General features: G+C 70.2%; 21 protein-coding genes. 17 read left to right on the top strand and 4 right to left on the bottom strand.

Annotated features, from left to right (window positions below; translation table 11 throughout):
* Window positions 1-45 precede the first annotated feature (45 nt).
* Complete coding sequence (locus tag OG885_RS16935; protein ID WP_405731927.1) at window positions 46-537, top strand: hypothetical protein; 492 nt, start codon at window positions 46-48, stop codon at window positions 535-537.
* On the opposite strand, the gene OG885_RS16930 is transcribed toward OG885_RS16935, so the two are convergent.
* Window positions 538-1,884 (bottom strand): M14 family metallopeptidase, encoded by a 1,347-nt coding sequence (locus OG885_RS16930; protein ID WP_405731924.1) that lies wholly within the window; start codon window positions 1,882-1,884, stop codon window positions 538-540.
* A gap of 186 nt (window positions 1,885-2,070) precedes the next feature.
* Here OG885_RS16930 and OG885_RS16925 point away from each other — a divergent pair, with 186 nt between their 5' ends.
* A complete protein-coding gene (locus tag OG885_RS16925) occupies window positions 2,071-3,387 on the top strand; it encodes an Nramp family divalent metal transporter (RefSeq protein ID WP_405731921.1) in 1,317 nt (438 codons plus the stop codon).
* Between the two features lie 12 nt (window positions 3,388-3,399).
* Here the strand turns inward: OG885_RS16925 and OG885_RS16920 are convergent, their stop codons facing one another.
* Both OG885_RS16920 and OG885_RS16915 read right to left on the bottom strand, forming a co-directional pair.
* Window positions 3,400-4,626 carry a hypothetical protein gene (locus OG885_RS16920; protein WP_405731918.1) on the bottom strand — a complete coding sequence of 409 codons (1,227 nt, stop codon included), beginning with the start codon at window positions 4,624-4,626 and terminating at the stop codon, window positions 3,400-3,402.
* Window positions 4,627-4,710: 84 nt separating this feature from the next.
* Window positions 4,711-5,220, bottom strand: a complete 510-nt coding sequence (locus OG885_RS16915; protein WP_405731915.1) for a SigE family RNA polymerase sigma factor — start codon at window positions 5,218-5,220, stop codon at window positions 4,711-4,713.
* 140 nt (window positions 5,221-5,360) lie between these two features.
* Between OG885_RS16915 and OG885_RS16910 the strand changes: the two genes are divergently transcribed.
* The 5 genes from OG885_RS16910 to OG885_RS16890 all read left to right on the top strand — a co-directional run bounded on the left by OG885_RS16910 (window position 5,361) and on the right by OG885_RS16890 (window position 10,665).
* Complete coding sequence (locus OG885_RS16910) at window positions 5,361-5,738, top strand: hypothetical protein (RefSeq protein WP_405731912.1); 378 nt, start codon at window positions 5,361-5,363, stop codon at window positions 5,736-5,738.
* A 726-nt stretch (window positions 5,739-6,464) separates the two neighbouring features.
* The gene (locus OG885_RS16905) at window positions 6,465-6,725 is read left to right on the top strand and encodes a hypothetical protein (protein ID WP_405731909.1); all 261 of its coding nucleotides are present in this window, start codon (window positions 6,465-6,467) and stop codon (window positions 6,723-6,725) included.
* A gap of 151 nt (window positions 6,726-6,876) precedes the next feature.
* Window positions 6,877-8,112: a glycosyltransferase gene (locus tag OG885_RS16900; protein WP_405731906.1), complete on the top strand. Its 1,236-nt coding sequence runs from the start codon at window positions 6,877-6,879 to the stop codon at window positions 8,110-8,112.
* A 64-nt stretch (window positions 8,113-8,176) separates the two neighbouring features.
* Window positions 8,177-10,336 (top strand): RNA polymerase recycling motor ATPase HelR, encoded by a 2,160-nt coding sequence (gene helR, locus OG885_RS16895; RefSeq protein WP_405731903.1) that lies wholly within the window; start codon window positions 8,177-8,179, stop codon window positions 10,334-10,336.
* A gap of 38 nt (window positions 10,337-10,374) precedes the next feature.
* A complete protein-coding gene (locus OG885_RS16890) occupies window positions 10,375-10,665 on the top strand; it encodes a hypothetical protein (RefSeq protein ID WP_405731900.1) in 291 nt (96 codons plus the stop codon).
* A gap of 8 nt (window positions 10,666-10,673) precedes the next feature.
* Here the strand turns inward: OG885_RS16890 and OG885_RS16885 are convergent, their stop codons facing one another.
* On the bottom strand, window positions 10,674-12,368 hold the full coding sequence (locus tag OG885_RS16885) for a chitinase (protein WP_405731897.1): 1,695 nt from the start codon (window positions 12,366-12,368) through the stop codon (window positions 10,674-10,676).
* A gap of 354 nt (window positions 12,369-12,722) precedes the next feature.
* Here OG885_RS16885 and OG885_RS16880 point away from each other — a divergent pair, with 354 nt between their 5' ends.
* From OG885_RS16880 to OG885_RS16835, 10 genes are all read left to right on the top strand, one after another.
* Window positions 12,723-13,556, top strand: a complete 834-nt coding sequence (locus tag OG885_RS16880) for a hypothetical protein (RefSeq protein WP_405742759.1) — start codon at window positions 12,723-12,725, stop codon at window positions 13,554-13,556.
* A gap of 40 nt (window positions 13,557-13,596) precedes the next feature.
* Window positions 13,597-14,304, top strand: coding sequence for a Flp pilus assembly protein CpaB (gene cpaB, locus OG885_RS16875; RefSeq protein ID WP_399948832.1), 708 nt, complete (start codon window positions 13,597-13,599; stop codon window positions 14,302-14,304).
* Between the two features lie 7 nt (window positions 14,305-14,311).
* Entirely contained in the window at window positions 14,312-15,547 is a 1,236-nt protein-coding gene (locus tag OG885_RS16870; RefSeq protein ID WP_405731893.1) for a CpaE family protein, read from the top strand.
* Between the two features lie 47 nt (window positions 15,548-15,594).
* The gene (locus OG885_RS16865) at window positions 15,595-15,915 is read left to right on the top strand and encodes a pilus assembly protein (protein ID WP_399950021.1); all 321 of its coding nucleotides are present in this window, start codon (window positions 15,595-15,597) and stop codon (window positions 15,913-15,915) included.
* Between the two features lies 1 nt (window position 15,916).
* On the top strand, window positions 15,917-16,306 hold the full coding sequence (locus OG885_RS16860; RefSeq protein ID WP_399948829.1) for a TadE/TadG family type IV pilus assembly protein: 390 nt from the start codon (window positions 15,917-15,919) through the stop codon (window positions 16,304-16,306).
* A gap of 13 nt (window positions 16,307-16,319) precedes the next feature.
* Window positions 16,320-17,657, top strand: coding sequence for a CpaF family protein (locus tag OG885_RS16855; protein ID WP_329335245.1), 1,338 nt, complete (start codon window positions 16,320-16,322; stop codon window positions 17,655-17,657).
* 12 nt (window positions 17,658-17,669) lie between these two features.
* Window positions 17,670-18,614 (top strand): type II secretion system F family protein, encoded by a 945-nt coding sequence (locus tag OG885_RS16850; RefSeq protein WP_405731889.1) that lies wholly within the window; start codon window positions 17,670-17,672, stop codon window positions 18,612-18,614.
* Window positions 18,615-18,627: 13 nt separating this feature from the next.
* The gene (locus OG885_RS16845; protein WP_329335242.1) at window positions 18,628-19,515 is read left to right on the top strand and encodes a DUF5936 domain-containing protein; all 888 of its coding nucleotides are present in this window, start codon (window positions 18,628-18,630) and stop codon (window positions 19,513-19,515) included.
* Between the two features lie 210 nt (window positions 19,516-19,725).
* Window positions 19,726-20,919 carry a sensor histidine kinase gene (locus tag OG885_RS16840; protein ID WP_405742757.1) on the top strand — a complete coding sequence of 398 codons (1,194 nt, stop codon included), beginning with the start codon at window positions 19,726-19,728 and terminating at the stop codon, window positions 20,917-20,919.
* Window positions 20,919-21,686, top strand: a complete 768-nt coding sequence (locus tag OG885_RS16835; protein ID WP_405731884.1) for a response regulator — start codon at window positions 20,919-20,921, stop codon at window positions 21,684-21,686. The genes OG885_RS16840 and OG885_RS16835 overlap by 1 nt, the downstream gene beginning before the upstream one ends.
* Window positions 21,687-21,774 lie beyond the last annotated feature (88 nt).

Genomic DNA, 21,774 nt, shown 5'->3' with positions numbered 1-21,774 from the left:
CCCCCGCCGCCCCACGGCACAGCTTTGTCCGCCATACTTCCGACCGTGGAGCAGCGCATAGGTTCGAGCAGCAAGCCCCTGGAAGGCGCCGGATTCGACCCGGCCTTCATCCCCGGGCTGACCTCACCCGTGTCCGGCGAGCCCGAGGACGCCAAGCCGGAGGACGCCGAGGAGCCCCTCGCACAGGACGAGGCCGCCCCCGAGGAACCGGAGGCGGCCGAAGAGGCCGAGGCGGACGAGGACGCGGCGGCCGACGGCCCCGTCTTCGAGGCCGCCGACCGCCGCGCCAGGATCGTCGCCGACGCGAAGGGCGTACGCCTGAGCCTCGACGAGGAGCGGTGCGAGTTCGGGTGGGACGAGATCGGCGCGGTCGAGACGGAGTCCCCCCGCTTCGGCAAGCGATTCACGATCACGGTCCACACCCCTGACCGCCGCTGGTACCCGATCGAGATCGAGGCGGCGGCCAGGGCGGACTTCAAGGAGTGGGAGGAGCAGCTGGACGCTGTCCTCGACGCCTACTTCGAGGAGTCCGACTAGCTAGCCGCAGTACTGGGCTTCCTTCCCGATGGACCGGTACATACAGTCCGCGTTCTCCAGCAGCTGCAACACGGCGTCCCGGTTCCTGGCGGTCTCCCGAGCGATCACCTCGTCGGGAGGGTAGAACCCACCCTGGGAACTGGACGTCGGGTACATCTCGAAGGTGTAGGCGAAGATCTTCTGGTTGCCCCACAGCCAGTCGTCGATCGACCCGTCGGTGATGTACAGGTCGCTGGACTGCTCCGGCGTGTAGCCGTTGCTGGCGGCCATCTTCTGCCCGACCGTGGCGAACGCGTTCCGGTCGTCCGTGGTCATCCCGGTCGCCGTGTCGGCCGTCGTGTACCCGAACGGCCACAGCACCAGCTCGCTGTAGGTGTGGAAGTCGATGCCGGCCTTGATCTGCTGAACTCCACCCACCACACGGCTGCGCACGAAGTTCGCGACGACCTTGACCTCGGGAGCCGACTCGGCGGCCGACCCGCGGTACGTCTCCGAGGACGTCGATCCGGACGAGCCGCCGCAGCAGCCCCACCGGTAGTTCCAGTTGCGGTTGAGGTCCGTACCGACGTACGAGGAACCGGAGTTGGGCTGCCGGTTCTTGCGCCAGGAGCGGTACGAGCCGGTGGCCACGTCGTACTCGCCGCCGTCGGGGTTGAGGTCCGGCACGATCCAGATCTCACGGTTGTTGACCAGGTTGGTCACGCGTGAGTCGGTGCCGTAGCCCGAGGTCAGCTGGTCGAGCAGATAGAGCGCCATCTCGACGGTGAGGTGCTCGCGCGCGTGCTGGTGGTGCGTGAAGAGCACCTCGGGCTCGGACTCGTCGGTCGCCACGTTGTCGCTGATCTTGATGGCGACGATGTTCCGGCCCTGGTAGGACGTGCCGATCACGCGCTGGCTCACGATGTCCGGGTGGGCCGAGACGGCGGAGTTGATCGCGCTCGTCATCTCCGCGTAGTTGTGATAGCGCGAGTCGGCCGACGGGAAGTCGTACAGCCGCATCTCGTCCTCGGCCAGCCGGTCCGGGGCAGTGCCCAACGCCTGGACCTGGTACCCGAGTCGGCGCAGCTTCTTGATCTGGTCGGCGCGGCCGGAGACCACCACGGTCTCCTCGTCGGCCTCGTCCACCGTGACCCCGGTCTGCTGAATGGCGGTGCGGGTCACCGGAGTCGTGTGCTGGTGGATCTCGTACTGCCGGACGTCGTCCGCGGAGGGGGCCGCCTTTGCGGCGCTGTCGGCGGAGGCGTCCATCGAGGTGAGCGGCGCGGCGAGCGCCAGGGCGAGCAGGGCGGCGAAGGCGGCGGTGCGTCTGCCGCCCCGGGCGCCCGAGCCTCGTGTCCGAAGTCGCATGAAGTCTCCTTGTGGGAGTGGGGAGTGGCGATTCAGTGCGACGTACGTGGTGCGGGTGTGCGGCTCATCGTCGACTCATGGCATGAGCAGGTCAAGGGCGAATAAAGACGCGGTGGCGCGAATCGTGCGCCGGCGGACGGGCCCGCCCTCTTGTCAGTGCTGGATCTTTGCGGTTTGTTGACCTTCATGGCGGACACCACGGGACACCCCACTGACACCCAGGTATCGACCACCCCCACACCCCGCAAGTCCAGTTGGAAGTACATCGGCCCCGGCATCGTCGTCGCGGCCACCGGCGTCGGCGCCGGCGACCTGGTCGCCACCCTCATCGCCGGCAGCAACTTCGGCTACACCCTGCTGTGGGCCGCCGTCATCGGCTGCCTCGTGAAGATATCCCTCGCCGAGGCCGCCGGCCGCTGGCATCTGTCCACCGGCCGCACCCTGTTCGACGGCTGGGCGAGCCTGGGCCGCTGGACCACCTGGTTCTTCGTGGTCTACGTCGTGATCTGGGGCTTCGTGTACGGCGCGGCGGCGATGTCGTCGAGCGCGCTGCCGCTCCAGGCGCTGTTCCCGGACGTGATGGACCTCAAGTGGTGGGCGATCGCCTGCGGCCTGGTCGGCCTGGTCTTCGTCTGGTTCAACAAGTACGCGGTCTTCGAGAAGGTCATGACCGTCCTGGTCGGCGTCATGTTCGTGGTGACCGTGTACCTGGCGATCCGGGTCACCCCGAACCTGCCCGACGCCTTCGCGGGCCTGCTCCCCGTCCTGCCCGACGAGAAGGACTCGATCCTCAACACCCTCGGTCTGATCGGCGGAGTCGGCGGCACCATCACGCTCGCCGCGTACGGCTACTGGGTCAACGCCAAGGGCTGGACCAACACCGGCTGGATGAAGGTCATGCGGCTCGACAACCGGGTCGCCTACGCCACCACCGGCATCTTCGTCATCGCGATGCTCTTCGTCGGCGCGGAGCTGCTGCACTCGGCGAACGTGGCCATCGCCAGCGGCGACAAGGGCCTCATCCAGCTCACCGACATCCTGGAGAAGGAGTACGGGGCGGCGACCGCCAAGTTCTTCCTGATCGGCTTCTTCGCCACCTCCTTCACCTCCCTCATCGGCGTCTGGCACGGCGTGAGCCTGATGTTCGCCGACTTCGTGGCCCGCTACCGCTCGACGGAGACGGCGAAGGGCGAGGAGGTCGCCTCCGGTGCGCGCGAACGCTCCTGGCCCTTCCGCGCGTACCTGCTGTGGCTGACCTTCCCGCCCATCGTCCTGCTCTTCCAGGGCCAGCCCTTCCGCCTGATCATCCTCTACGGCGTCCTGGGCGCGGCCTTCCTCCCCTTCCTCGCCGGCACCCTGATCTGGCTCCTCAACTCCTCACGCACCCCCACGGAATGGCGCAACGGCCTGGTCAGCAACGCGATGCTGGTGATCGCCGGGCTGCTGTTCCTGGTGCTGTGCGTGAAGCAGATCTGGGATCAGCCCTGGTCGGAGTTCTTCTGACCGCCGGGCGGGCTACTGGAACCAGGTGGGGTCCAGAGCGATCGCCCGGAGCTGCTTCATGGACAGGGCCGGGGTCTGGCGGGTCGGCGCCTCGTGCTGGGTGCCCGCGTTGAAGGCGCTGATCACCACGCGCGAACCGTCGGTCCGCAGGGTGTCGACGGTCCACATCGCCTGGCCCGTGACGCCCTTGTCGCCCCCGCTCTTCCGCTCGGCGACGAGCGTGCCGTCACCGAGCGTCTCGGCGCCGCTGAAGGCCTCGGTCGAGGCCATGTCCCCCATGTTCGACTGGACGTTGACCTGGACGAGACTCTTTCCGTGGCCGTCGTCGACGACGACATAACCGAACTCGGTCCCCTCCACCTGACCCGGCGTCACCACCTTCACACCCTTGGGGAGAAGTCCGGTGAGGACCGCGGTGACATTGCGGGAGGAGACGGTCTCCTCCGGCTCGGGCGAGGGCGCCTCGCCGGGAATGGCGGCGATCGCCGTCAGCCACGCCGGTGCGGAGGCCAGCTCCTTCAACTGCCCGGCGTTCAGCGGCGGATCGGTCCGGGTGACCGGCGAGCCCTTCTCCGACTCGGAGTTGTACTCGCTCACCGACACGTGCTCCCCCTTGGGAGTCACCAGGTCGGCGGTCCACCGCTTGGGGCTCCCGCTCTTGTCGGCGTACACGTACCCCTGGAAGAACGTGAACAGTGAGCCGTCGGTCAGCCGACTGGTCTTGCAGCTGTCCTGCTTCGTGTACACCGGGTCCGGGCACTCGGTCACCGCGCGGGCCTGCGGGCTGCCCGGCGCGACCCTGCGCAGACTCACGGCGACGAGGGAACCCCCGTGCCCGTCGTCCCACACGAGCTGCGCCACCGGGCCGAACTTGGCCGCCGTGCCGCTGCCGCTCTGCTGACTGAACTTCCCGTGTCCGAGGAGCTTCTCCAACGTCCCGATCAGCTCCTGGTCGGACACCGGCGCGGCGGACGTGGCCCTGCTCGGCGTCGAACCCACCGAGGCCTTCTCCGCGTCCGCACCCCCGCCGGGCAGCAGCAGCGCCCCGCCCACCCCGACGAGCGCGAGCGACGCCGCGCCGCCCACGACGGCCGCCCGGCGCCGCAGCCGCAGCCGTCGCCCACGGGCCAGTCCGGCGGAGGTGAGCGCGGCCGGGTCGGCGTGGAACTGCCCACCGGTGGCGCGCAGTTCGTCGGCGACACGGTCCTCGAAGGGATCGCTGTGCTGATGTACGGGCATGGCAAACCACCGTTTCCGCGAGGTCTGAGTGAAGTGAGGTCGTAGGGACGGAAAATGAAGGGGCGTCAGGGGGCCAGGGCGTCGTCAGAAGCGGGCGTATTCGCCGAGGTCCTCGCCCAGCAGCTCCCGCAGCCGCCCGAGGGCCCGTGTGCACCGGGTCCGTACCGCCGCCGAGCTGACGTTCATCGCGTCGGCGGTCTCCTCGATCGAACGGTCCTCCCAGTAGCGCAGGACGACCACCGCCCGGTCCTTGGCGGGCAGCCGCCCCAGCGCCTCCAGCAGCGTCAGCCGCAGCGGCACGTCCCGCGGGTCGGCGGCGGCCCGGTCCGGCAGGGAGTCGGTGGCCCGCTCGGTGCTGCTGCGCCGCCGCTGGTGGGCGAGGAACGTCCGGGTGAGCACGGTCTGCGCGTACCCGGCCGGGTTGCCGACCCGGCTCACCCGCTGCCAGCTGATGTACAGCCGGCCCAGGGCCTCCTGCACCAGATCCTCGGCGAGATGCGTGTCACCGGCGGTGAGCAGGCACGCGGAGCGGTACAGATGCCCCGCCCGTGCCGCCGCGAACTCCGCGTACTGGTCCGCAAGGACCTGTCTCATGTGTTCCCCCTGCTCGTGGGTGCCCGGCGCGCACCGTCCTCACTTGTACTGATGCGGTGGACCCGGGGAAATGTTTCACGGGTAGGTTGCGGTACCGAGGTCGCACGACAGTTGTACGAGACACCCACCGGGGGACACCGATGACCCAGCCGCCGCCCTACGGCCCACCACCAGGAGCCTTCGGCCCCCCGCCCCCGCAGTACGCGCCCCAGCCCCAGCCCGTTGTGCCGGTCCCGGCCGGCCCGGAGTTCCTGGCCGTCGACCGCCACAACTCCGTGGTCATCGACATGTCCGGCGTCGCCTTCGAAATGCGCGGCGCGGAGGCCGAGTTCAGCTGGCCCGAGATCCACACCGTCCACTACAAGGCGACCCCGAACGGCAAGGCCCTGGTCGTGGCGGTGGTCCTGCACAGCGGCCAGTTCTACGAGTGCGCGGTGGAGGCGAAGCCCAAGGACCGCCTGCGCGAGTGGTTCGCGGGACTCCAGGCGATCCTCGGCTACTACAAGCCGATGCGATGACCCGCACGACCCCGCCCCGCCCCTTCGACATCGAGACCCTGTTCCCCGAACTGGCCGCACACCGAGGCACCTGCACCCGCCTCCACCCCCGCCCCGGCACCCCGACGCCGTACGACAGTTCGGTGGGCGGCCCGCTGCTGTGGCCCGCCGACGAGCCCTGGCCGACCTGCACGCAGGAGCACCGCAGGAACAAGGGCCGCAGGATCGCGGACATCCACGAGGAACGCCGTCTCCACGCGGAGGCGAAGGACCGCCCCCTCACCGACGAGGAACGCGAGCGGCTGACGACACTGCAACGGCGTCACAAACTCCCGGACATCGAAGCCACCCACCCCGTCCCGCTGCTCCCGCTGGCCCAGCTGTACGCCCGTGACGTGCCGAACCTCCCGGCCCCGCCCGGCCTCGACCTCCTCCAGGTGCTGTGGTGCCCCTTCGAGGCCCACGGCTTCCCGCACGCCCCTGCCGTCCACCTGCGCCGGCGCGACTCCACGGCCGCCCTGGACGCCGTACTCACGAACCCGCCGCTCCCAGCGGTGGTCGGCTACGAGGGACTGGTCCCCGAGCCCTGCGTACTGCACCCCGAGCCGGGGGTCGTGGAGTACGAGTGGCCCGAACTCCTCGACGAGGACCTTCAGTCGAGGATCGAGGATCGAGGAGTGGGAGGAGAGCCTCTGGGAGGAGGAAGGGGAATCCGACGAATCCCTGGGCTACGACGCCGACTTCGCGGTGGCCGCCGGCTGGAAGGTGGGCGGATACGCCTACTGGGGTGTCACCGGCCCGCACCCGATGGTCTGTCCCTGCGGCACGCCCATGGAACTCCTGCTGGCGATCCGCCCGACAGAACACGGCGGCACCCGCAGCTGGATTCCCCTGGAGGACGAGGTCCTCAACCCCACGCACGTCAGTGTGGGCCGGGGCGGAACGTTCAACGTCTTCGTCTGCCCCGCGGACCCGGCACACGACCACCGGACATCCCTTCAGGGTTGAGACGTGCCCCGGAAACACGAAAGGCAAGGAGGTCCGGACACCCCTTGCCATATTCAATGTATAGCGCACCGGGGGCCTTGCGGCAAGGCCCCCCTCGTGCCGCAGAATCGTCGGCCTGAGCCCGGGACCTGCGGAAACGAGGAAGTCGCTGATGCGTGTTGTGCTGCTGACGTACGGATCGCGCGGGGACGTGGAACCGATGGCGGGCCTGGCGGTGGCGTTGCGGGAGCTGGGCGTGGAGGTGTCGGTGTGCGCGCCGCCCGACTTCGAGGAGCTGCTGGCCGGGGTCGGTGTCCCACTGGTGGCGATCGGTCAGTCCGTGCGCGTACTGGCGACGGACGCCCTGACCGGTAAGCCGACGAAGCTCCCCCCGACCATGCGGGAGCGTGCCGCCGCGCTGTTCGCGTCGGTGTACGACACGGTCGCCCCGGTGGCCGAGGGCAGCGACCTGGTGGTGGCGACGGGACTCCTCCCGGCGGCCGCCGCGGCCCGCGCCGCGGCGGAGAAGTCGGGCGTCCCGTACGCGTTCGTCTCCTACTTCCCGTCCTACCTGCCCTCCCCGCACCACCCGCCGCTCGCCTTCCCGGGCCACCCGCTGCCCGCGGACGTCACGGACAACCGGACGCTGTGGGACCAGAACACCGACGTCCTGAACGAACTGTTCGGCGCGGCCGTCAACACCCACCGCGCCGAGCTCGGCCTGCCCCCGGTGGCGAACGTCCGCGACCACGTCCTCACCGACCGCCCGCTCCTCGCGTCCGACCCGGCCCTGAGCCCCTGGCCCGAGCCCGCCGAACTCGACGTCGTCCAGACCGGCGCCTGGATCCGCACCGACGACCGTCCGCTCCCCGAGGACCTGGAGAAGTTCCTGGCCGCGGGCGCCCCACCGGTGTACGTCGGCTTCGGCAGCATGCCGCTGCGGGACGCGGCGGACGTCTCCCGGGCGGCCGTGGAAGCGGTCCGCGCGCACGGACACCGGGTCCTGCTCGGGCGCGGCTGGGCCGACCTCGCGCTGACCGACGGCCAGGACGACTGCTTCGTCGTCGGCGAGGTCAACCAGCAGGAGCTGTTCCGCCGGGTGGCCGCGGTCGTCCACCACGGTGGCGCCGGTACGACCACCACCGCCGCCCGGGCCGGGACGCCGCAGGTCGTGGTGGCCCAGATGGCCGACCAGCCGTACTGGGCACAGCGCGTCGCGGAACTCGGCATCGGCGCGGCCCACGACGGCCCCACCCCGACCTACGACTCCCTGTCGGCCGCCCTCACCGTCGCCCTGGCCCCCGAGACCCACGAGCGCGCCCGGTCCCTGGCGGCCGAGATCCGCACCGACGGGGCGACGATCGCGGCGAAGCTGCTGGTCGACGTGGCGGGTCCCGCCGTGCCGTAAAGACGGCCATGCATGCTTGAACATCGTCCATCACCCGCATTCGGCCTCCATCGGAGCTGATCACGTGAACCCCCAGGGAACCGCCGGCACGGCGTTCGACCTGCCCGACCGCCTCTCCGCCAAGGCCGACCCCGCCCTGATCGCCGCCGACGAGGAGCACTTCGCGGCGATCGCGGCGAGCCTGGAGGAGTCGATCGCCGAGCTGTCCGAGCGGCTCGACGCCGAGCTCAGGGCCCCCGGTGGCGCGGGCCGGGCCGCGATGGACCGGGACGCGGAGATCCACCGACTGACCGCCCGCCTGCGTACGCTGCGCCGCTTCGGTCTCGACCTGTGCCTCGGCCGCATGGTCGGCGCCGACGACGCCGAGCCGCTCTACGTGGGCCGCCTCGGGCTCACCGACAGCGAGGGGCACCGGCTGCTGATCGACTGGCGTTCGCCGGCCGCCGAGCCGTTCTTCGCGGCGACCCACGCGAACCCGATGGGCCTCGCGAGCCGCCGCCGCTACCGCTGGACCGAGGGCCGGATCAGCGACTACTGGGACGAGGTGTTCACCGCCGACGGCCTGGAGCGCCAGGTCGCCCTCGACGACCAGTCCGCCTTCATCGCCAGCCTCGGCAGCAACCGCTCGGACCGGATGCGGGACGTCCTCGCCACCATCCAGTCCGACCAGGACGCCATCATCCGCGCCGGTTCGCGCGGCGCGCTCGTCGTCGACGGCGGCCCCGGCACCGGCAAGACCGTCGTCGCCCTGCACCGCACCGCCCATCTCCTCTACTCCGACCCCCGCCTCGGCCACCGCAGGGGCGGCGTCCTGTTCGTCGGCCCGCACCGCCCCTACCTCTCCTACGTCGCCGACGTCCTGCCGAGCCTCGGCGAGGAGGGCGTACAGACCTGCATCCTGCGCGACCTGGTCGAGGAGGGAGCGGAGGCGACCCTGGAGACCGACCCGGAGGTGGCCCGACTGAAGTCCTCGGCCGACCTCGTGAAGGCGATCGAGAAGGCCGTACGGTTCTACGAGGAGCCGCCCACCGAGGGCAGGACGGTCACCGTCGACCACACCGACCTCCGCCTCACCGCCGCCGACTGGGCCGAGGCCTTCGACGCCCCGGAACCGGGCACCCCGCACAACGAGGCCCGCGGCGAGATCTGGAACAAGCTCGTCGCGATCCTGCGGGAGAAGTACCAGGGCAAGGACCTTGCGCCCGAGCAGTTCCGCAGGGTGCTGCGCCAGGACAGGGAACTGGTGGAGGCCCTCAACAGCGCCTGGCCCCTGCTGGAGGCGGCCGACCTGGTCGGCGACCTGTGGACGGTCCCCGCCTATCTGCGGCTGTGCGCCCCGTGGCTCACCCGCGACGAGGTCCGCACCCTGCAACGCGAGAACCCGGCGGCCTGGACCGTCTCCGACCTCCCCCTTCTCGACGCGGCCCGGCAGCGCCTCGGCGACCCGAAGGCGGACGCCCGCAAACGCCGGCAGGATGCCGCCCTCGCCGCCCAGCGCGACCAGATGGCGCGGGTCGTCGAGAACCTGATCGCGGCCGACGTGGACGGCGAGGGCCTGATGACCCAGCTGCGCCGCGAGGACTTCCAGCGCAACCTGGTCGACGACTCCGAACTCACCGCGGCCGAACCCGACCTCCTCGCGGGCCCCTTCGCGCACATCGTGGTGGACGAGGCCCAGGAGCTGACGGACGCCGAATGGCAGATGCTGCTGCTGCGCTGTCCGTCCCGCAGCCTCACGATCGTCGGCGACCGCGCCCAGGCCCGCCACGGCTTCACCGAGACCTGGGAGGAACGCCTGCGCCGCATCGGCCTGGACCGCGTCACCATGGCGTCCCTCAGCATCAACTATCGCACCCCGGAAGAGGTCATGAAGGAGGCCGAGCCGGTCATCCGCACCGCCCTCCCGGACGCCAACGTCCCCACCTCCATCCGCAGCAGCGGCATCCCGGTCACCCACGGCTCCACCGGGGACCTGACGTCGATCCTCGACACCTGGCTCACCGAACACCCCGCCGAGGGCATCGCCTGCGTCATCGGCGACCCGGCCTTCCGGGCCACGGCACGCGTCCGCTCCCTGCCGCCCGAGCTGTCGAAGGGCCTGGAGTTCGACCTGGTGGTCCTGGTCGACCCGGAGAACTTCGGCACGGGCGTGGAGGGAGCGGTGGACCGCTATGTCGCGATGACACGCGCGACCGAACGACTGGTCGTCCTGACCAGCTCCTGACAAGGTGAGGCATGTCGTCGACCGCCCAGGAGCCCTTCATGACAGTCGTCCGCGTCCGCAAGCGGCCGGTCACCGTGCGCGCGCTGCTCTGGACGGGCCGCAAGCAGGACCTGCCCGCCGTCCGTGCCTTCCTCGGCGACGACTTCGTCGCCATGGAAGAGCGGGACGGCGGGCAGGTCCTCCGCATCCGCACCATGGAGCGGGGCGCGGAGCCGGACGAGATCCCGCCCGGCTGGATGCTGATCGAAGGGGTGCGCGGCGAGCACTACGCCTGTGAGGGCGAGATCTTCGCCGAGACCTACGAGACGGTCGACGGCGAGGACGGCTGAGCCGCGGGCTACGGCAGCCCGTGCACGTGCGGTCCCACCGCGTTCGACCAGGCGTTCCCGGCCGACGCGTCCCAGTTGGTCGACCAGGTCATCGCGCCCCGCAGGTCCGGATAGGTCTTGGACGGCTTGAAGGAACCGCAGCCGGTGCCCTTCGTCAGACAGTCCAGGGCGTTGTTCACGACGGTCGGTGACACGTACCCGCTGCCGGCGCCGCTCGTCGAGGCGGGCAGGCCCAGCCCCACCTGGGACGGGGCGAGTCCGCCCTCCAGCTGGATGCAGGCGAGCGCGGTGAGGAAGTCGACCGAGCCCTGCGAGTACACCTTGCCGTCGCAGCCCAGCATCGAACCGCTGTTGTAGTACTGCATGTTGACGACGGTGAGGATGTCCTTGATGTTGAGCGCGGTCTGGAAGTAGCCGTTCGACGTCGACTGCATGTCGATGGTCTGCGGCGCCATCGTGATGACCAGTGAAGAGCCCGCCTTGGACGACAGCGACCTCAACGCCTGTGTCATGTAGGTGGCGTTGATGCCGTTCTCCAGGTCGATGTCGACGCCGTCGAAGCCGTACGTCTGCATCAGGGAGTAGACGGAGTTGGCGAAGTTGGTCGCCGAGGTCGTGTCGTTGATCGACACCGTGCCGTTCTGACCGCCGACCGAGACGATCACCTTCTTGCCGGCCGCCTTCTTCGCCGCGATGTCCGCCTTGAACTGGTCGACGGTGTACCCGCCCAGCCCGGCCGAGTCGAGGTTGAAGGTGACCGCACCCGGCGTCGTCGTCGCGTCCGCGAAGGCCACGGCGATGATGTCGTACTGGGACGGGACGGCGGAGATCTTCTGGACGGTGGCGCCGTTGTTGAAGTTCTGCCAGTAACCGGTGACGGCGTGCTTGGGCAGCGCCGGGCCGGTCGGGGTCGCGGTCGTCGTGCCCGTCACGGCCGCCGACTTCGGTGACTCACCGGCCGAGTTGGTCGCCGTGACCTGGAAGGAGTACGAGGTGGAGGCCGCGAGGCCGGTCACCGTGGCCGAGGTGCCGGTCACGGCCGTCACCTTCGTACCGTTGCGATAGACGTTGTAGCCGGTCGCGCCGGAGACCGTGTTCCAGGCCAGGGACACCGACGACGACGTCGTACCGGAGACGGACAGGCCGCCCGGCGCCGCCGGGACCGTGGGCGTCGGGTCGGTGCCGCCGCCCCCGTCGGGGCCGTAGACGGAGAGGTCGTCGGCGTAGTAGGCGGCCTGGCCGTACCAGCCGTGGGTGTAGACCGTCACGGACGTGGTCGAGGCGCCGGTGGTGAAGGTGGTCGACAGCTGCTTCCAGGACGCGGAGTCGGGGGTCCAGGTCGACACGTCCGTGGTGCCGGTGCCGGTGACGCCCAGATAGCTGTAGCCGCCCTGGACCCAGGCGCTCAGGGTGTACGTCGAGCTGGGCTTCACGGCGACGGACTGGGTGCACTTGGCGTTGTCCTGCCCGGCCGGGGTCGCCTTGAGGGCGGCGGCGCCCGAGTGGACCGGCGAGGAGACGGTCGTACCGCTGCTCGCCGTGCAGGTCCAGTTGGTCAGGCCGGACTCGAATCCGGCGTTCTTGGCGTTGTTGACGTCGGCTGCGGAGGCCTGTCCCGCGCCCGCGAGGGAGAGGGAGAAGGCGACGAGGGTGGCGGTGACGACTCCGGACCAGAGCCGGGTCGATCGTCTCTGTGGGGACATGACAATAAGCTGGTCCAGACCAATCCATCTGTCAATAGGTCCAGACCAGTTCGTTGCCGAGGGCGGTCCGGCGATGTGGGTCCCTGGGCCCAGTCGACGACCCTGGCAAGGGCCCGGGGGTCGAAATGTGGCGGGCGAGATGCTCAACCTGCCCCGATTTGACGCAACTTGTGTAACGGCAGTTCCTCGCCAGCTACACAAACGCTGTTCTCCGGTCACAACCGCGTGGTTAGAGTGCTGGCATAGTCACGCAGTGAAGTCGACTGGGTGGGTCGGGTAACGCCGGTCGGGCCGGCGGGGCATGGGAACGGGGAGCTGCGCGTGCCAACTGCCATTGCCGTGACCGGTGCCGACATGGCACTGCCGCCACAGGACGAGCGCACCGTGCCCGCGATCGTCCTCAAGGACCTCGACCGGCAGCCGCTGGACCACGCGCTGGCGGCGCTTCAGGGGCTCATCGACCAGCACGGACATGTGATCGTCGTGTGCTCCCAGGCCGCGGCCCCCGGCGTGGAGCGGCGGCTGCACACCATCCGCTCCCTCCTGGAGAGTGACCGGATCGCGCTCTTCCGTCCCGCTCTGCCACCCCTCGGACTGGCCGTCCTCGCCCGCCAGTTGCGCCAGCTCGCCTCCTGCGACCTCAGCCCCGGCGTGCTCGCCTCCGCGGGCCGCCTGCTCACCCACTACATCCACGCCGGGGCCGTCCTCGGCTCCGTCGCCCGACTCGACCGCGTCCCCGTCGGCTTGAAGTCCCACGCCAAGTCCTGGGTGCCCGGCAGCCAGTTCGGCGTGATCGCCCACCCGGAGCCGCAGCTCGTCCGCGTCGGACCGGAAGCCACCCTCTGTGGCCCCGAGTTCGCCACCTCGATGCTGGTCGCCAAGGGCCAGTTCCAGTCCGACTGGATCGCGGGCACCCTGGCGCCCGCCTGGAACGTCCAGGGCCTGCGCGAGACCCCGCTGCCCGCCGAGTCCGCGACCTGGTGGGGCACCCCGAAGGTGGTCGAGTTCTGCACCTTCCTGCCCGACCTCTCGGTCCTCTACCAACTGGTGACGTCCGTACGGCAGTCCAGCTGCCACTGGTGCGGCATCGACGTCATCGGCGACCGCTGCGTCTTCTGCTCCGCCACCCCGCCCACCGACCAGCATCCGAGCCCGCACCAGAGCCAGAACCAACTCACCGCAGGGTGAGCCCTGTCGACCGATATCCCCCAATGAGGTTGTCCGGTTCATGAACTCCCGTCAGCGCCGCGGCGTAATACTCCTGATCCTGTCGGTCGTCTGCGCCCTGGCGGCCTTCGCCGGCGTGCTCTCCGTCATCAACGACGTGAAGTCCAAGGTCGGCCCCGAGGTCACCGCGTACGAGGTCAAGTCCGAGATCCAGCCCTACACGGCGCTGAGCAGGGCCCAGTTCGAGAAGATCTCGATGCCCGAGCGCTGGCTCTCGGACAACGCCGTCACCGATCTGCGCCAGATCGAGGGCAAGATCGCGGTGACCAAGCTGGAGAAGGGCTCCCTGCTGCAGAGCGACATGATCGTGGCACAGCCGGCTCTGCAGCCCGGGCAGCAGGAGGTCGCCATCATGATCGACGCGGCGACCGGCGTCGCCGGCAAGATCACACCCGGCTCCACGGTCAACGTGTACGCCACCTTCGAGGGCGAGCGGGAGGGTAGCCCCGCCCAGTCCAAGATCATCGTAACCAATGCCAAAGTCCTCGACGTCGGCAGGCTGACCTCGCTCGACCCCGACGAGAGCAACCGGGACCAGCGCTCCAAGGAAGCCGTCCCGATCACCTTCGCCCTCTCCACCCTCGACGCCCAGCGCCTCACCTACGCCGAGTCGTTCGCCGAGCGGGTCCGCCTCGCCCTGGTGGCCCCCGGCGGCGCCCAGCCCGTTCCGGACCAGGACCGCACGTACGAACTCGCGAAGGACAAGTGAGAGCCGTATGCCCACGAGGATCCTGCCGGCCGTAGGCGACGCGGACGCGGTCCGTTCCCTCACCACGCTGCTCAGCCAGCTCCCGGACGCCGAACCGGTCGCCCCGGTCGTCGACTCCACCCAGCTCGTCGACACCCTCGCCCGCCTCGCCGCCGAGTCCGTCGACGAACTGCCCGAGGTCGTCGTCGTCCACGAACGCATCGGCCCCGTCCCGGCGCTGGAACTCATCCGCGAGGTCGCCCTGCGCTTCCCCGCGGTGGGCGTCATCCTCGTCACCTCCGACGCGAGCCCCGGCCTCTTCCAGGCGGCCATGGACTACGGCGCCCGCGGCCTCGTCGCCCTGCCCCTGCACTACGAGGAGCTGGCCAACCGCGTCCAGGCCGTCGCCGCCTGGTCGGTGGGCGTACGGCGTCATCTCGGCGCGGGCGCCGACGTGTTCACCGGCGTCGGCGGCACGGTCGTCACGGTGAGCGGCGCCAAGGGCGGCGTCGGCGCCACCCTCACCGCCATCCAACTCGCCCTGGCCGCCCAGGCGTCGGGCCGCCCCACCGCCCTGGTGGACATGGACCTCCAGACGGGAGACATCGCCTCCTTCCTGGACGTGCAGTTCCGCAGGTCGGTGGTGGACCTGGCGGCCATCACGGACATCTCACCGAGGGTCCTCGCGGACGCCGTCTTCCGCCACGACACCGGCCTCGCCCTCCTGCTGGCCCCCGGCGAGGGCGAACGCGGCGAGGAGGTCACCGACCGCGCCGCCCGCCAGATCGTCGGCGCCCTGCGCTCCCGCTACGAGGTCGTCGTCGTCGACTGCGGCGCCCAGCTCGGCGGCGCCGGCGCGGCGGCGGTGGAGATGGCGGACGTGGCCCTGCTGGTCACCACGCCGGACGTGGTGGCGGTACGCGGCGCCAAGCGGACCGTACGGATGTGGGACCGGCTCCAGATCCGCAAGGGGGAGGAGACGACGGTCGTCGTCAACCGCCACACCCGCGGCACGGAGATCCAGCCGCACCTGATCCGCAGGATCACCGGCACGCCCGTCGCCGGAACCGCGATCCCCGCCAACTTCAAGGAGCTGCAAGGGGTCGTGGACGCGGGCCGCGTGCACGAGCTGGACAACAAGAGCGTGGTGAAGCAGGCGCTGTGGACCCTGGCGGGGGAACTGGGGCTGGTCAAGGCCAGGGAAGGCGCGCAGCGGGAGCGGGGTTCGACGGCCTTCCGGCGCCGCAAGGAGATCGGACCGTGAAGCGGCGCTACGGGGACTCCGGCCAGGTCGCCGTCGAGTTCCTCGGGATGACGCCGATCATCATCGTGACGCTGGTGCTGGTGTGGCAGTTCGTGCTGGTGGGATACACCTTCACGCTGGCGGGGCACGCCGCGGACGAGGCGGTGCGGGCGGGCACGGCGTCGGAGGGACAGGCGGCCTGCGAGGAGGCGGGCCTCAAGGACCTCCCGGGCGCGTGGCAGGGGGACGCCGAGGTGAACTGCACGGCGGACGGCACGTATGTCACGGCGGAGGTGTCCCTCAAGGTGCCGGTGCTCTTCCCGGGCGCGATCGGCTTCCCGTTCACCGTCGAGGGCCACGCGGGGGCCGTGCAGGAGGAGAAGGACTGAGATGTCGTACGACGCGAACGACTCCGAAGTCCGCGACGGCCGCAGCGGTGCCGTCGGCCGCCGCGACCGCGGCCAGGTGGCCATCGAGTACCTGGGATTCATCCCGATCCTCCTCCTCGTCGCACTCGCCGGCGTCCAGGTCGGCCTCATCGCCTACGCCGCCCAGCAGGCCGGTACGGCGGCCAGGGCCGGGGCCCGGGCGGCCTCCCTCGACCACGGCGCGCAGGAGGGCTGCGCGACGGCGGTCAGCGACTGGCTGTCCGTCACCTGTTCCGAGTCCGGCGGCGACGACTCGGTGACCGTCACCGCCACCGTCGACATCCCGAACCTCGTCCCCTTCTGGGACTTCGGCACCGCTCAGAAGACCGCGACCATGCCGCTCGACCACTGAACGAGGTACGACCATGAGCCTGCGCGCACGCATCAACACCCCCGAGGAGAACGGCGCCCGGGGCGAGGACGGCCACCTCGTCGCGTCGTACCGCGCCAAGCTCCTGGAGGAGATCGACCTCGCGGAGATGAGCTCGCTGGCGGCGGCCGAGCGCCGGGCCCGTCTGGAGCGTGTACTCGGCCACATCATCAGCCGCGAGGGCCCGGTCCTGTCGACGGTCGAACGCTCCCAGCTGATCCGGCGGGTCGTCGACGAGGCACTCGGCCTCGGCATACTGGAACCGCTCCTCGAAGACGCGTCGATCACCGAGATCATGGTGAACGGCCCCGACGCGATCTTCGTCGAACGCGGCGGCAGGGTCGAGCAGTTGCCGCTCCGCTTCCCCTCCCACGACCAACTGATGCAGACCATCGAACGGATCGTGTCGACGGTCAACCGCAGGGTGGACGAGTCGAACCCGATGGTCGACGCCCGACTCCCCTCGGGCGAGCGAGTGAACGTGATCATCCCGCCGCTGTCCCTGACCGGCGCGACCCTGACCATCCGCCGCTTCCCGCGCTCCTTCACCCTGCACGAGATGGTCGGCTTCGGCTCGCTGGACGAGCACATGCTGTACCTGCTGGCGGGGTTGGTGCGGGCGAAGTTCAACATCATCGTCTCGGGCGCGACGGGCACCGGGAAGACGACCCTCCTGAACGCCCTCTCCGGCCTGATCCCGGAACACGAACGCATCATCACCATCGAGGACTCGGCCGAACTCCAGCTCCAGCAGACACACGTCATCCGCCTCGAGTCCCGCCCCCCGAACGTCGAGGGCAAGGGCCAGATCACCATCCGCGACCTGGTCCGCAACTCCCTGCGTATGCGCCCCGACCGGATCGTCGTCGGCGAGGTCCGCGGCGGGGAGTCCCTGGACATGCTCCAGGCGATGTCGACGGGTCACGACGGCTCACTCGCCACCGTCCACGCCAACAGCACCGAGGACGCGCTGATGCGGCTCAAGACCCTGGCGTCGATGTCCGAGGTCGGCGTCCCCTTCGAGGCGCTGCACGACCAGATCAACAGCGCGGTGGACGTCATCATCCAGCTCACGCGCTTCCCGGACGGAGCCCGCCGGATCACCGAGATCGCGGTGCTGGACAGCCACGGCGGCGAACCGTACCGCCTCGCCACGGTGGCCCGCTTCCACGCCCAGCCGATGGCGGCGGACGGCCGCGTCTACGGCGCCTTCGAGTACTCCCCGCTCCCACGCCGTACGGCCAACCGCCTCTACATGGCGAGCCAGCCGATCCCGCAAGCCTTCGGCGTGGCCCAGACCGTGGCCGAGCTGACGACCCGAGAAACCAGGTAGGTGGACTGGCTGATGGAACTGCAAACCCTGGTCCAGCTGGCCACCGGCCTCACCCTGGTCACCTGTGGCCTCGCGGTGGCGGGCCTGCACGCGTACGCCATGGGCAAGGCCCAGCGCCAGGCCCTCATCGACCGCCTCTCGTCCACCGGCCAGATCGAGGCGGGCGGCCGCAGGCGCCGTTTCCCGAAACTGGACCGGCGGCTGCGCCGCACGAAGCTCGGCAGGAAACTGGAACTCCGCCTCGCGGCGACCGGCCTGGACATCACACCGGGCGAGTTCTTCGTCTACATGATGTCGAGCGCGGCCGGCCTGTTCCTCATCGGCCAGGCGTCCCTGGCACCCTTCTTCGGCCCCATCGCCGGCCTCCTGGGCATCTGGGCGGCGCTCCAGTTCCTCAACTGGCAACGCCAGAAGCGCATCGAGAGGTTCATCAACCAACTCCCCGAACTGTCCCGGATCCTGGCGAACGCGACTCAGGCCGGCCTGGCCCTGCGCACGGCGATCGGGATGGCGGCGGAGGAGCTGGAGGCCCCGGCGGGGGAGGAGTTGGGGAAGGTGGCCAACCAGCTCTCCCTGGGCGCGTCCCTCGACGACGCGCTGGGAGAGATGGCGGAGCGGCTGCCGTCCCGTGAGCTGGTGGTGCTGGTGACGACCCTGGTCCTGTCCAACCGGGCGGGCGGTCAAGTCGTGGGCGCGCTGCGCAACTTGACGGAGACCCTCGAAGAGCGCAAGGAGACCCGTCGTGAGGTCCGCACCCAGCTCTCGCAGGTCAACATGACGTCGTACGCGGTCCCGATCCTCGGCATCGGCTCCCTCTTCCTGATGAACGGGGTGAAGGACGGCGCCCTGGACCGCATGACCGGCTCCCCGGTGGGCCAGGGGGTGGTGATCGTCGCGTTCGCGATGTACGCGGTCGGGTTCATCCTCATCCGCCGCCTGTCCCGTATCGACGTCTGAAGGGGGCAGAGAGATGGCGATAGGACTCGCACTGCTGATGGGGCTGGCCGTCTGGGGCGTCTTCGCCGGCATCCGCATGTACCGGGCGGACGCGAAGCTGCCGAGCGACCTGGTGCTGGCCCTGGAGATCGGTGCCACGCGCACGGGCGCGGTGGACTCGGTGATCGACCGCCTGGGGATGCGGTACGCGCCGGCGGTACTGCGCCTGATGGGCCCCAAGCAGGTGGCCAAGTACCGCAGGAAGATCGACCTGGCGGGCAACCCCGGGGGCCTGACGATCGACCGCTACGCGGCGCGCCGCGCGGTCTACGGCTTCCTGGGCGGCTTCGGCGGCCTGCTGTCCCTGATGCGCGGCAACCTGCTCCTGGCCCTGCTCCTCTTCGCGTTCGGGGTCTTCTGGACCGAGGTCGGCATCTGGTCGGCGATCCGCGTCCGCAAGGACGTCATCGAGCGCACCCTGCCGGACTTCCTGGACGTCCTCGCGGTGGTGGTCAGCGCGGGCCTCGGCTTCCGCCAGGCCCTCGACCGCGTCGCCACGAAGTACGAGGGCCCGTGGGCGGACGAACTCCGCATCACCCTCCGCCAGATGGACCTGGGCATGAGCCGCCGCCAGGCCTTCGCGGAACTGCGGCGCCGCAACGACTCCGAACAGGTCGCCATGTTCGTGACGGCGTTGCAGCAGGGCGAGGAGCTGGGCGCCCCGATCGTCGACACGCTCATCGCCCTCGCCAAGGACATGCGCCGCACCGACGCCCAGAACGCCCGCCGCAAGGCCGCCCGCGCGGTCCCCAAGGCCACGATGATGATCACCACCTTCATGGTCCCGGCCACGATGCTCCTCCTGGGCGCCGGCCTGATCCTGGGCTCGGGGACGGACTTCGGTTCGATCACGGGGAAGTAGGGAGGGGACGGGATGGCTATGACGAGGCCGAGGCCGAGGCCACAGCCGAGGACCGGGGCGGTGGTGGAGGGCTCCCGTTTGCTGCGCAGCCGCTTTGTACGGTCAGTCGCCGACGCCGCTGAGCCCCCACAGGACCCACCCACACCCGCCCTCACCTCCGCCCCCGCCCCCGCCCCCACCATCCCCCTCCAGACCAACGCCCTCCAAGCCATGTGCCGCCAGGTCTTCGGCTTCCGCCTGGCCATGATCGCGCTCGCCGCCCCCGCCGCCCTCCTCAACGCCGCCCCCGGCCTCAGCGCACGCCTGGTCGCCGCGGCCGTACTGGTCACCTTCATGGGCTCTTACGTCCTCTTCAGGGACTGGGAACGCTTCGGCCCCCTGCTCCTGCGCCACCCCACCCTCCTGGCCGCGGACACCCTCTTCGGCGCCCTGCTCCTGGTCTCGGCCGGCCCGGACACCACCCTCGCCTACGTCAGCGTCTGCACCCCCCTGCTCGCGGGCCTCGTCTACGGCTGGCGAGGCGCAGGCTGCTTCGCCTCCCTCCAGGGCCTGATACTCGTCACGGTCTACGCAAGCTCCAAGGACCTCCACCCCACGGTCGCCGAGGCCCTCCTCCTCCCGGGCCTGTGCGTGGTGACCGGAGCCATGGGCGTGACCCTGCGCAACCTGATGCTCCGTTTCGGCGCGGCGACCCAGGCCCTCACCACGGTCCAGGCCCGTCTCGCGGCGACAGAAGCGGTCAGCGCGGAACGCGCCCGCCTGGCCCGCGAGATGCACGACTCGGTGGCGAAGACCCTGCACGGCGTGGCCCTGGCCGCGGACAGCCTGGCGACGTCCGCGGGAGCGGCGCACACCGACCCGGCACGCATACGGCAGCAGGCCGACCTGGTGGCCCGCTCCGCCCGCAGGGCCGCGGCGGAATCCCGGGAACTCCTGGCCGACCTCCGCCGCCAGGAGACCCCGGACCACGGCACCGACGTCATGGCGGAACTGGCGGCCAGAACAGCCGACTTCAGCACCCGTACGGGCGTGCCCGCCACCTACCACCCCACCGGCGACCACACTCTCCCCCCGCTCCCGCCTCCCGTCGCCCGGCAACTCCTCACCATCGCGACGGAAGCCATGGAGAACGCCCACCGCCATGCCTCCCCGACCCGAGTGGACGTGAGCGGCGGGGTGGAGGGCGACCTCCTGCGCATCACGGTCTACGACGACGGCCGGGGCCTCCCGCACGACCTCACCCTCGAACAACTCCGCAGAGCGGGCCACTTCGGCCTGGTGGGCATGGTCGAACGAGCGGCAGCACTCGGCGCCCGCATCCGCATCGGCCGAGGAGACCACCCCAAGGGCACGGAGGTCCGCCTGGAACTCCCGCTGGCCACGATCCGAGAGGAGGCCGCGTGATGCCGACCCGTTTGCGGGTGCTGGTCGCGGACGACAACCCGGTGGTTCGCGCGGGCCTGACCGCCCTGCTCTCCGGCCACGAGGACATCACGGTCGTAGCGCAGGCGGCCGACGGCCGCGAGGCCTACGAGGCCGCCCACCGACACCGCCCCGACGTGATCCTCCTCGACGTCCGTATGCCAGGCGTCGACGGCATCTCGGCACTCCCACACCTGGTGCCGATCGCCCCGGTCCTGATGCTGACGTACAGCAGCGAGTCGGAGATCGTCCACGAGGCCCTGCGCCGAGGCGCCGGCGGCTATCTGGTGCACGGCGAGTTCACCACGGACCAACTGGTGGCGGCGGTACGGGACGCAGGAACCGGAAGCGCCCACCTCACGGCGTCGGCGGCGGGCGCCGTCATGGCCCGACTGCGCAGTTCGAAGGCCGCGACCCTGCCGGAGAACCTCGGGGTGGCGAGTGCAACTGCATACGATGCGGAGATCCCAAACCCCCATCCACAAGCCAGTTCTGCCAAAACCCTTTCGCAACTGCAACCATCTGTGGCACAGTCTCGCTATCAACTCAGCACGAGGGAGGCGGAGGTCATGGAACTCATCGCGTCCGGCATGAACAACCAGCAGATCGCCGCCACCTGCTTCATCAGCGAGAAGACCGTCAAGAACCACATCAACCGCATCTTCGCCAAACTCCACAGCACCAGCCGAGCCGAGGCCGCCGCCAAGTGGCTGGGAACGGCGCCGGATTCCTACGGAGACCTGCGGTGACCGGGTTTTGGGCCCGGATTTGGGCCCTGGGACCCTCTGGGGCTCATGGTGTCGGCCCGTACGTTGCCGGTGTCGCAGACAACGGAGA

The organism is Streptomyces sp. NBC_00028 (genome assembly GCF_045041065.1).
GTDB lineage: Bacteria > Actinomycetota > Actinomycetes > Streptomycetales > Streptomycetaceae > Streptomyces.
This window is presented reverse-complemented; position numbering and strand designations above follow the sequence as displayed.

Coding starts and splice junctions, on each gene's coding strand:
- OG885_RS16930 (WP_405731924.1), bottom strand. CDS start 1,884: ATGCGACTTCGGACACGAGGCTCGGGCGCCCGGGGCGGCAGACGCACC.
- OG885_RS16925 (WP_405731921.1), top strand. CDS start 2,071: ATGGCGGACACCACGGGACACCCCACTGACACCCAGGTATCGACCACC.
- OG885_RS16920 (WP_405731918.1), bottom strand. CDS start 4,626: ATGCCCGTACATCAGCACAGCGATCCCTTCGAGGACCGTGTCGCCGAC.
- OG885_RS16915 (WP_405731915.1), bottom strand. CDS start 5,220: ATGAGACAGGTCCTTGCGGACCAGTACGCGGAGTTCGCGGCGGCACGG.
- OG885_RS16910 (WP_405731912.1), top strand. CDS start 5,361: ATGACCCAGCCGCCGCCCTACGGCCCACCACCAGGAGCCTTCGGCCCC.
- OG885_RS16900 (WP_405731906.1), top strand. CDS start 6,877: ATGCGTGTTGTGCTGCTGACGTACGGATCGCGCGGGGACGTGGAACCG.
- OG885_RS16890 (WP_405731900.1), top strand. CDS start 10,375: ATGACAGTCGTCCGCGTCCGCAAGCGGCCGGTCACCGTGCGCGCGCTG.
- OG885_RS16885 (WP_405731897.1), bottom strand. CDS start 12,368: ATGTCCCCACAGAGACGATCGACCCGGCTCTGGTCCGGAGTCGTCACC.
- OG885_RS16880 (WP_405742759.1), top strand. CDS start 12,723: ATGGCACTGCCGCCACAGGACGAGCGCACCGTGCCCGCGATCGTCCTC.
- cpaB (WP_399948832.1), top strand. CDS start 13,597: ATGAACTCCCGTCAGCGCCGCGGCGTAATACTCCTGATCCTGTCGGTC.
- OG885_RS16870 (WP_405731893.1), top strand. CDS start 14,312: ATGCCCACGAGGATCCTGCCGGCCGTAGGCGACGCGGACGCGGTCCGT.
- OG885_RS16865 (WP_399950021.1), top strand. CDS start 15,595: ATGACGCCGATCATCATCGTGACGCTGGTGCTGGTGTGGCAGTTCGTG.
- OG885_RS16860 (WP_399948829.1), top strand. CDS start 15,917: ATGTCGTACGACGCGAACGACTCCGAAGTCCGCGACGGCCGCAGCGGT.
- OG885_RS16855 (WP_329335245.1), top strand. CDS start 16,320: ATGAGCCTGCGCGCACGCATCAACACCCCCGAGGAGAACGGCGCCCGG.
- OG885_RS16850 (WP_405731889.1), top strand. CDS start 17,670: ATGGAACTGCAAACCCTGGTCCAGCTGGCCACCGGCCTCACCCTGGTC.
- OG885_RS16845 (WP_329335242.1), top strand. CDS start 18,628: ATGGCGATAGGACTCGCACTGCTGATGGGGCTGGCCGTCTGGGGCGTC.
- OG885_RS16840 (WP_405742757.1), top strand. CDS start 19,726: ATGTGCCGCCAGGTCTTCGGCTTCCGCCTGGCCATGATCGCGCTCGCC.
- OG885_RS16835 (WP_405731884.1), top strand. CDS start 20,919: ATGCCGACCCGTTTGCGGGTGCTGGTCGCGGACGACAACCCGGTGGTT.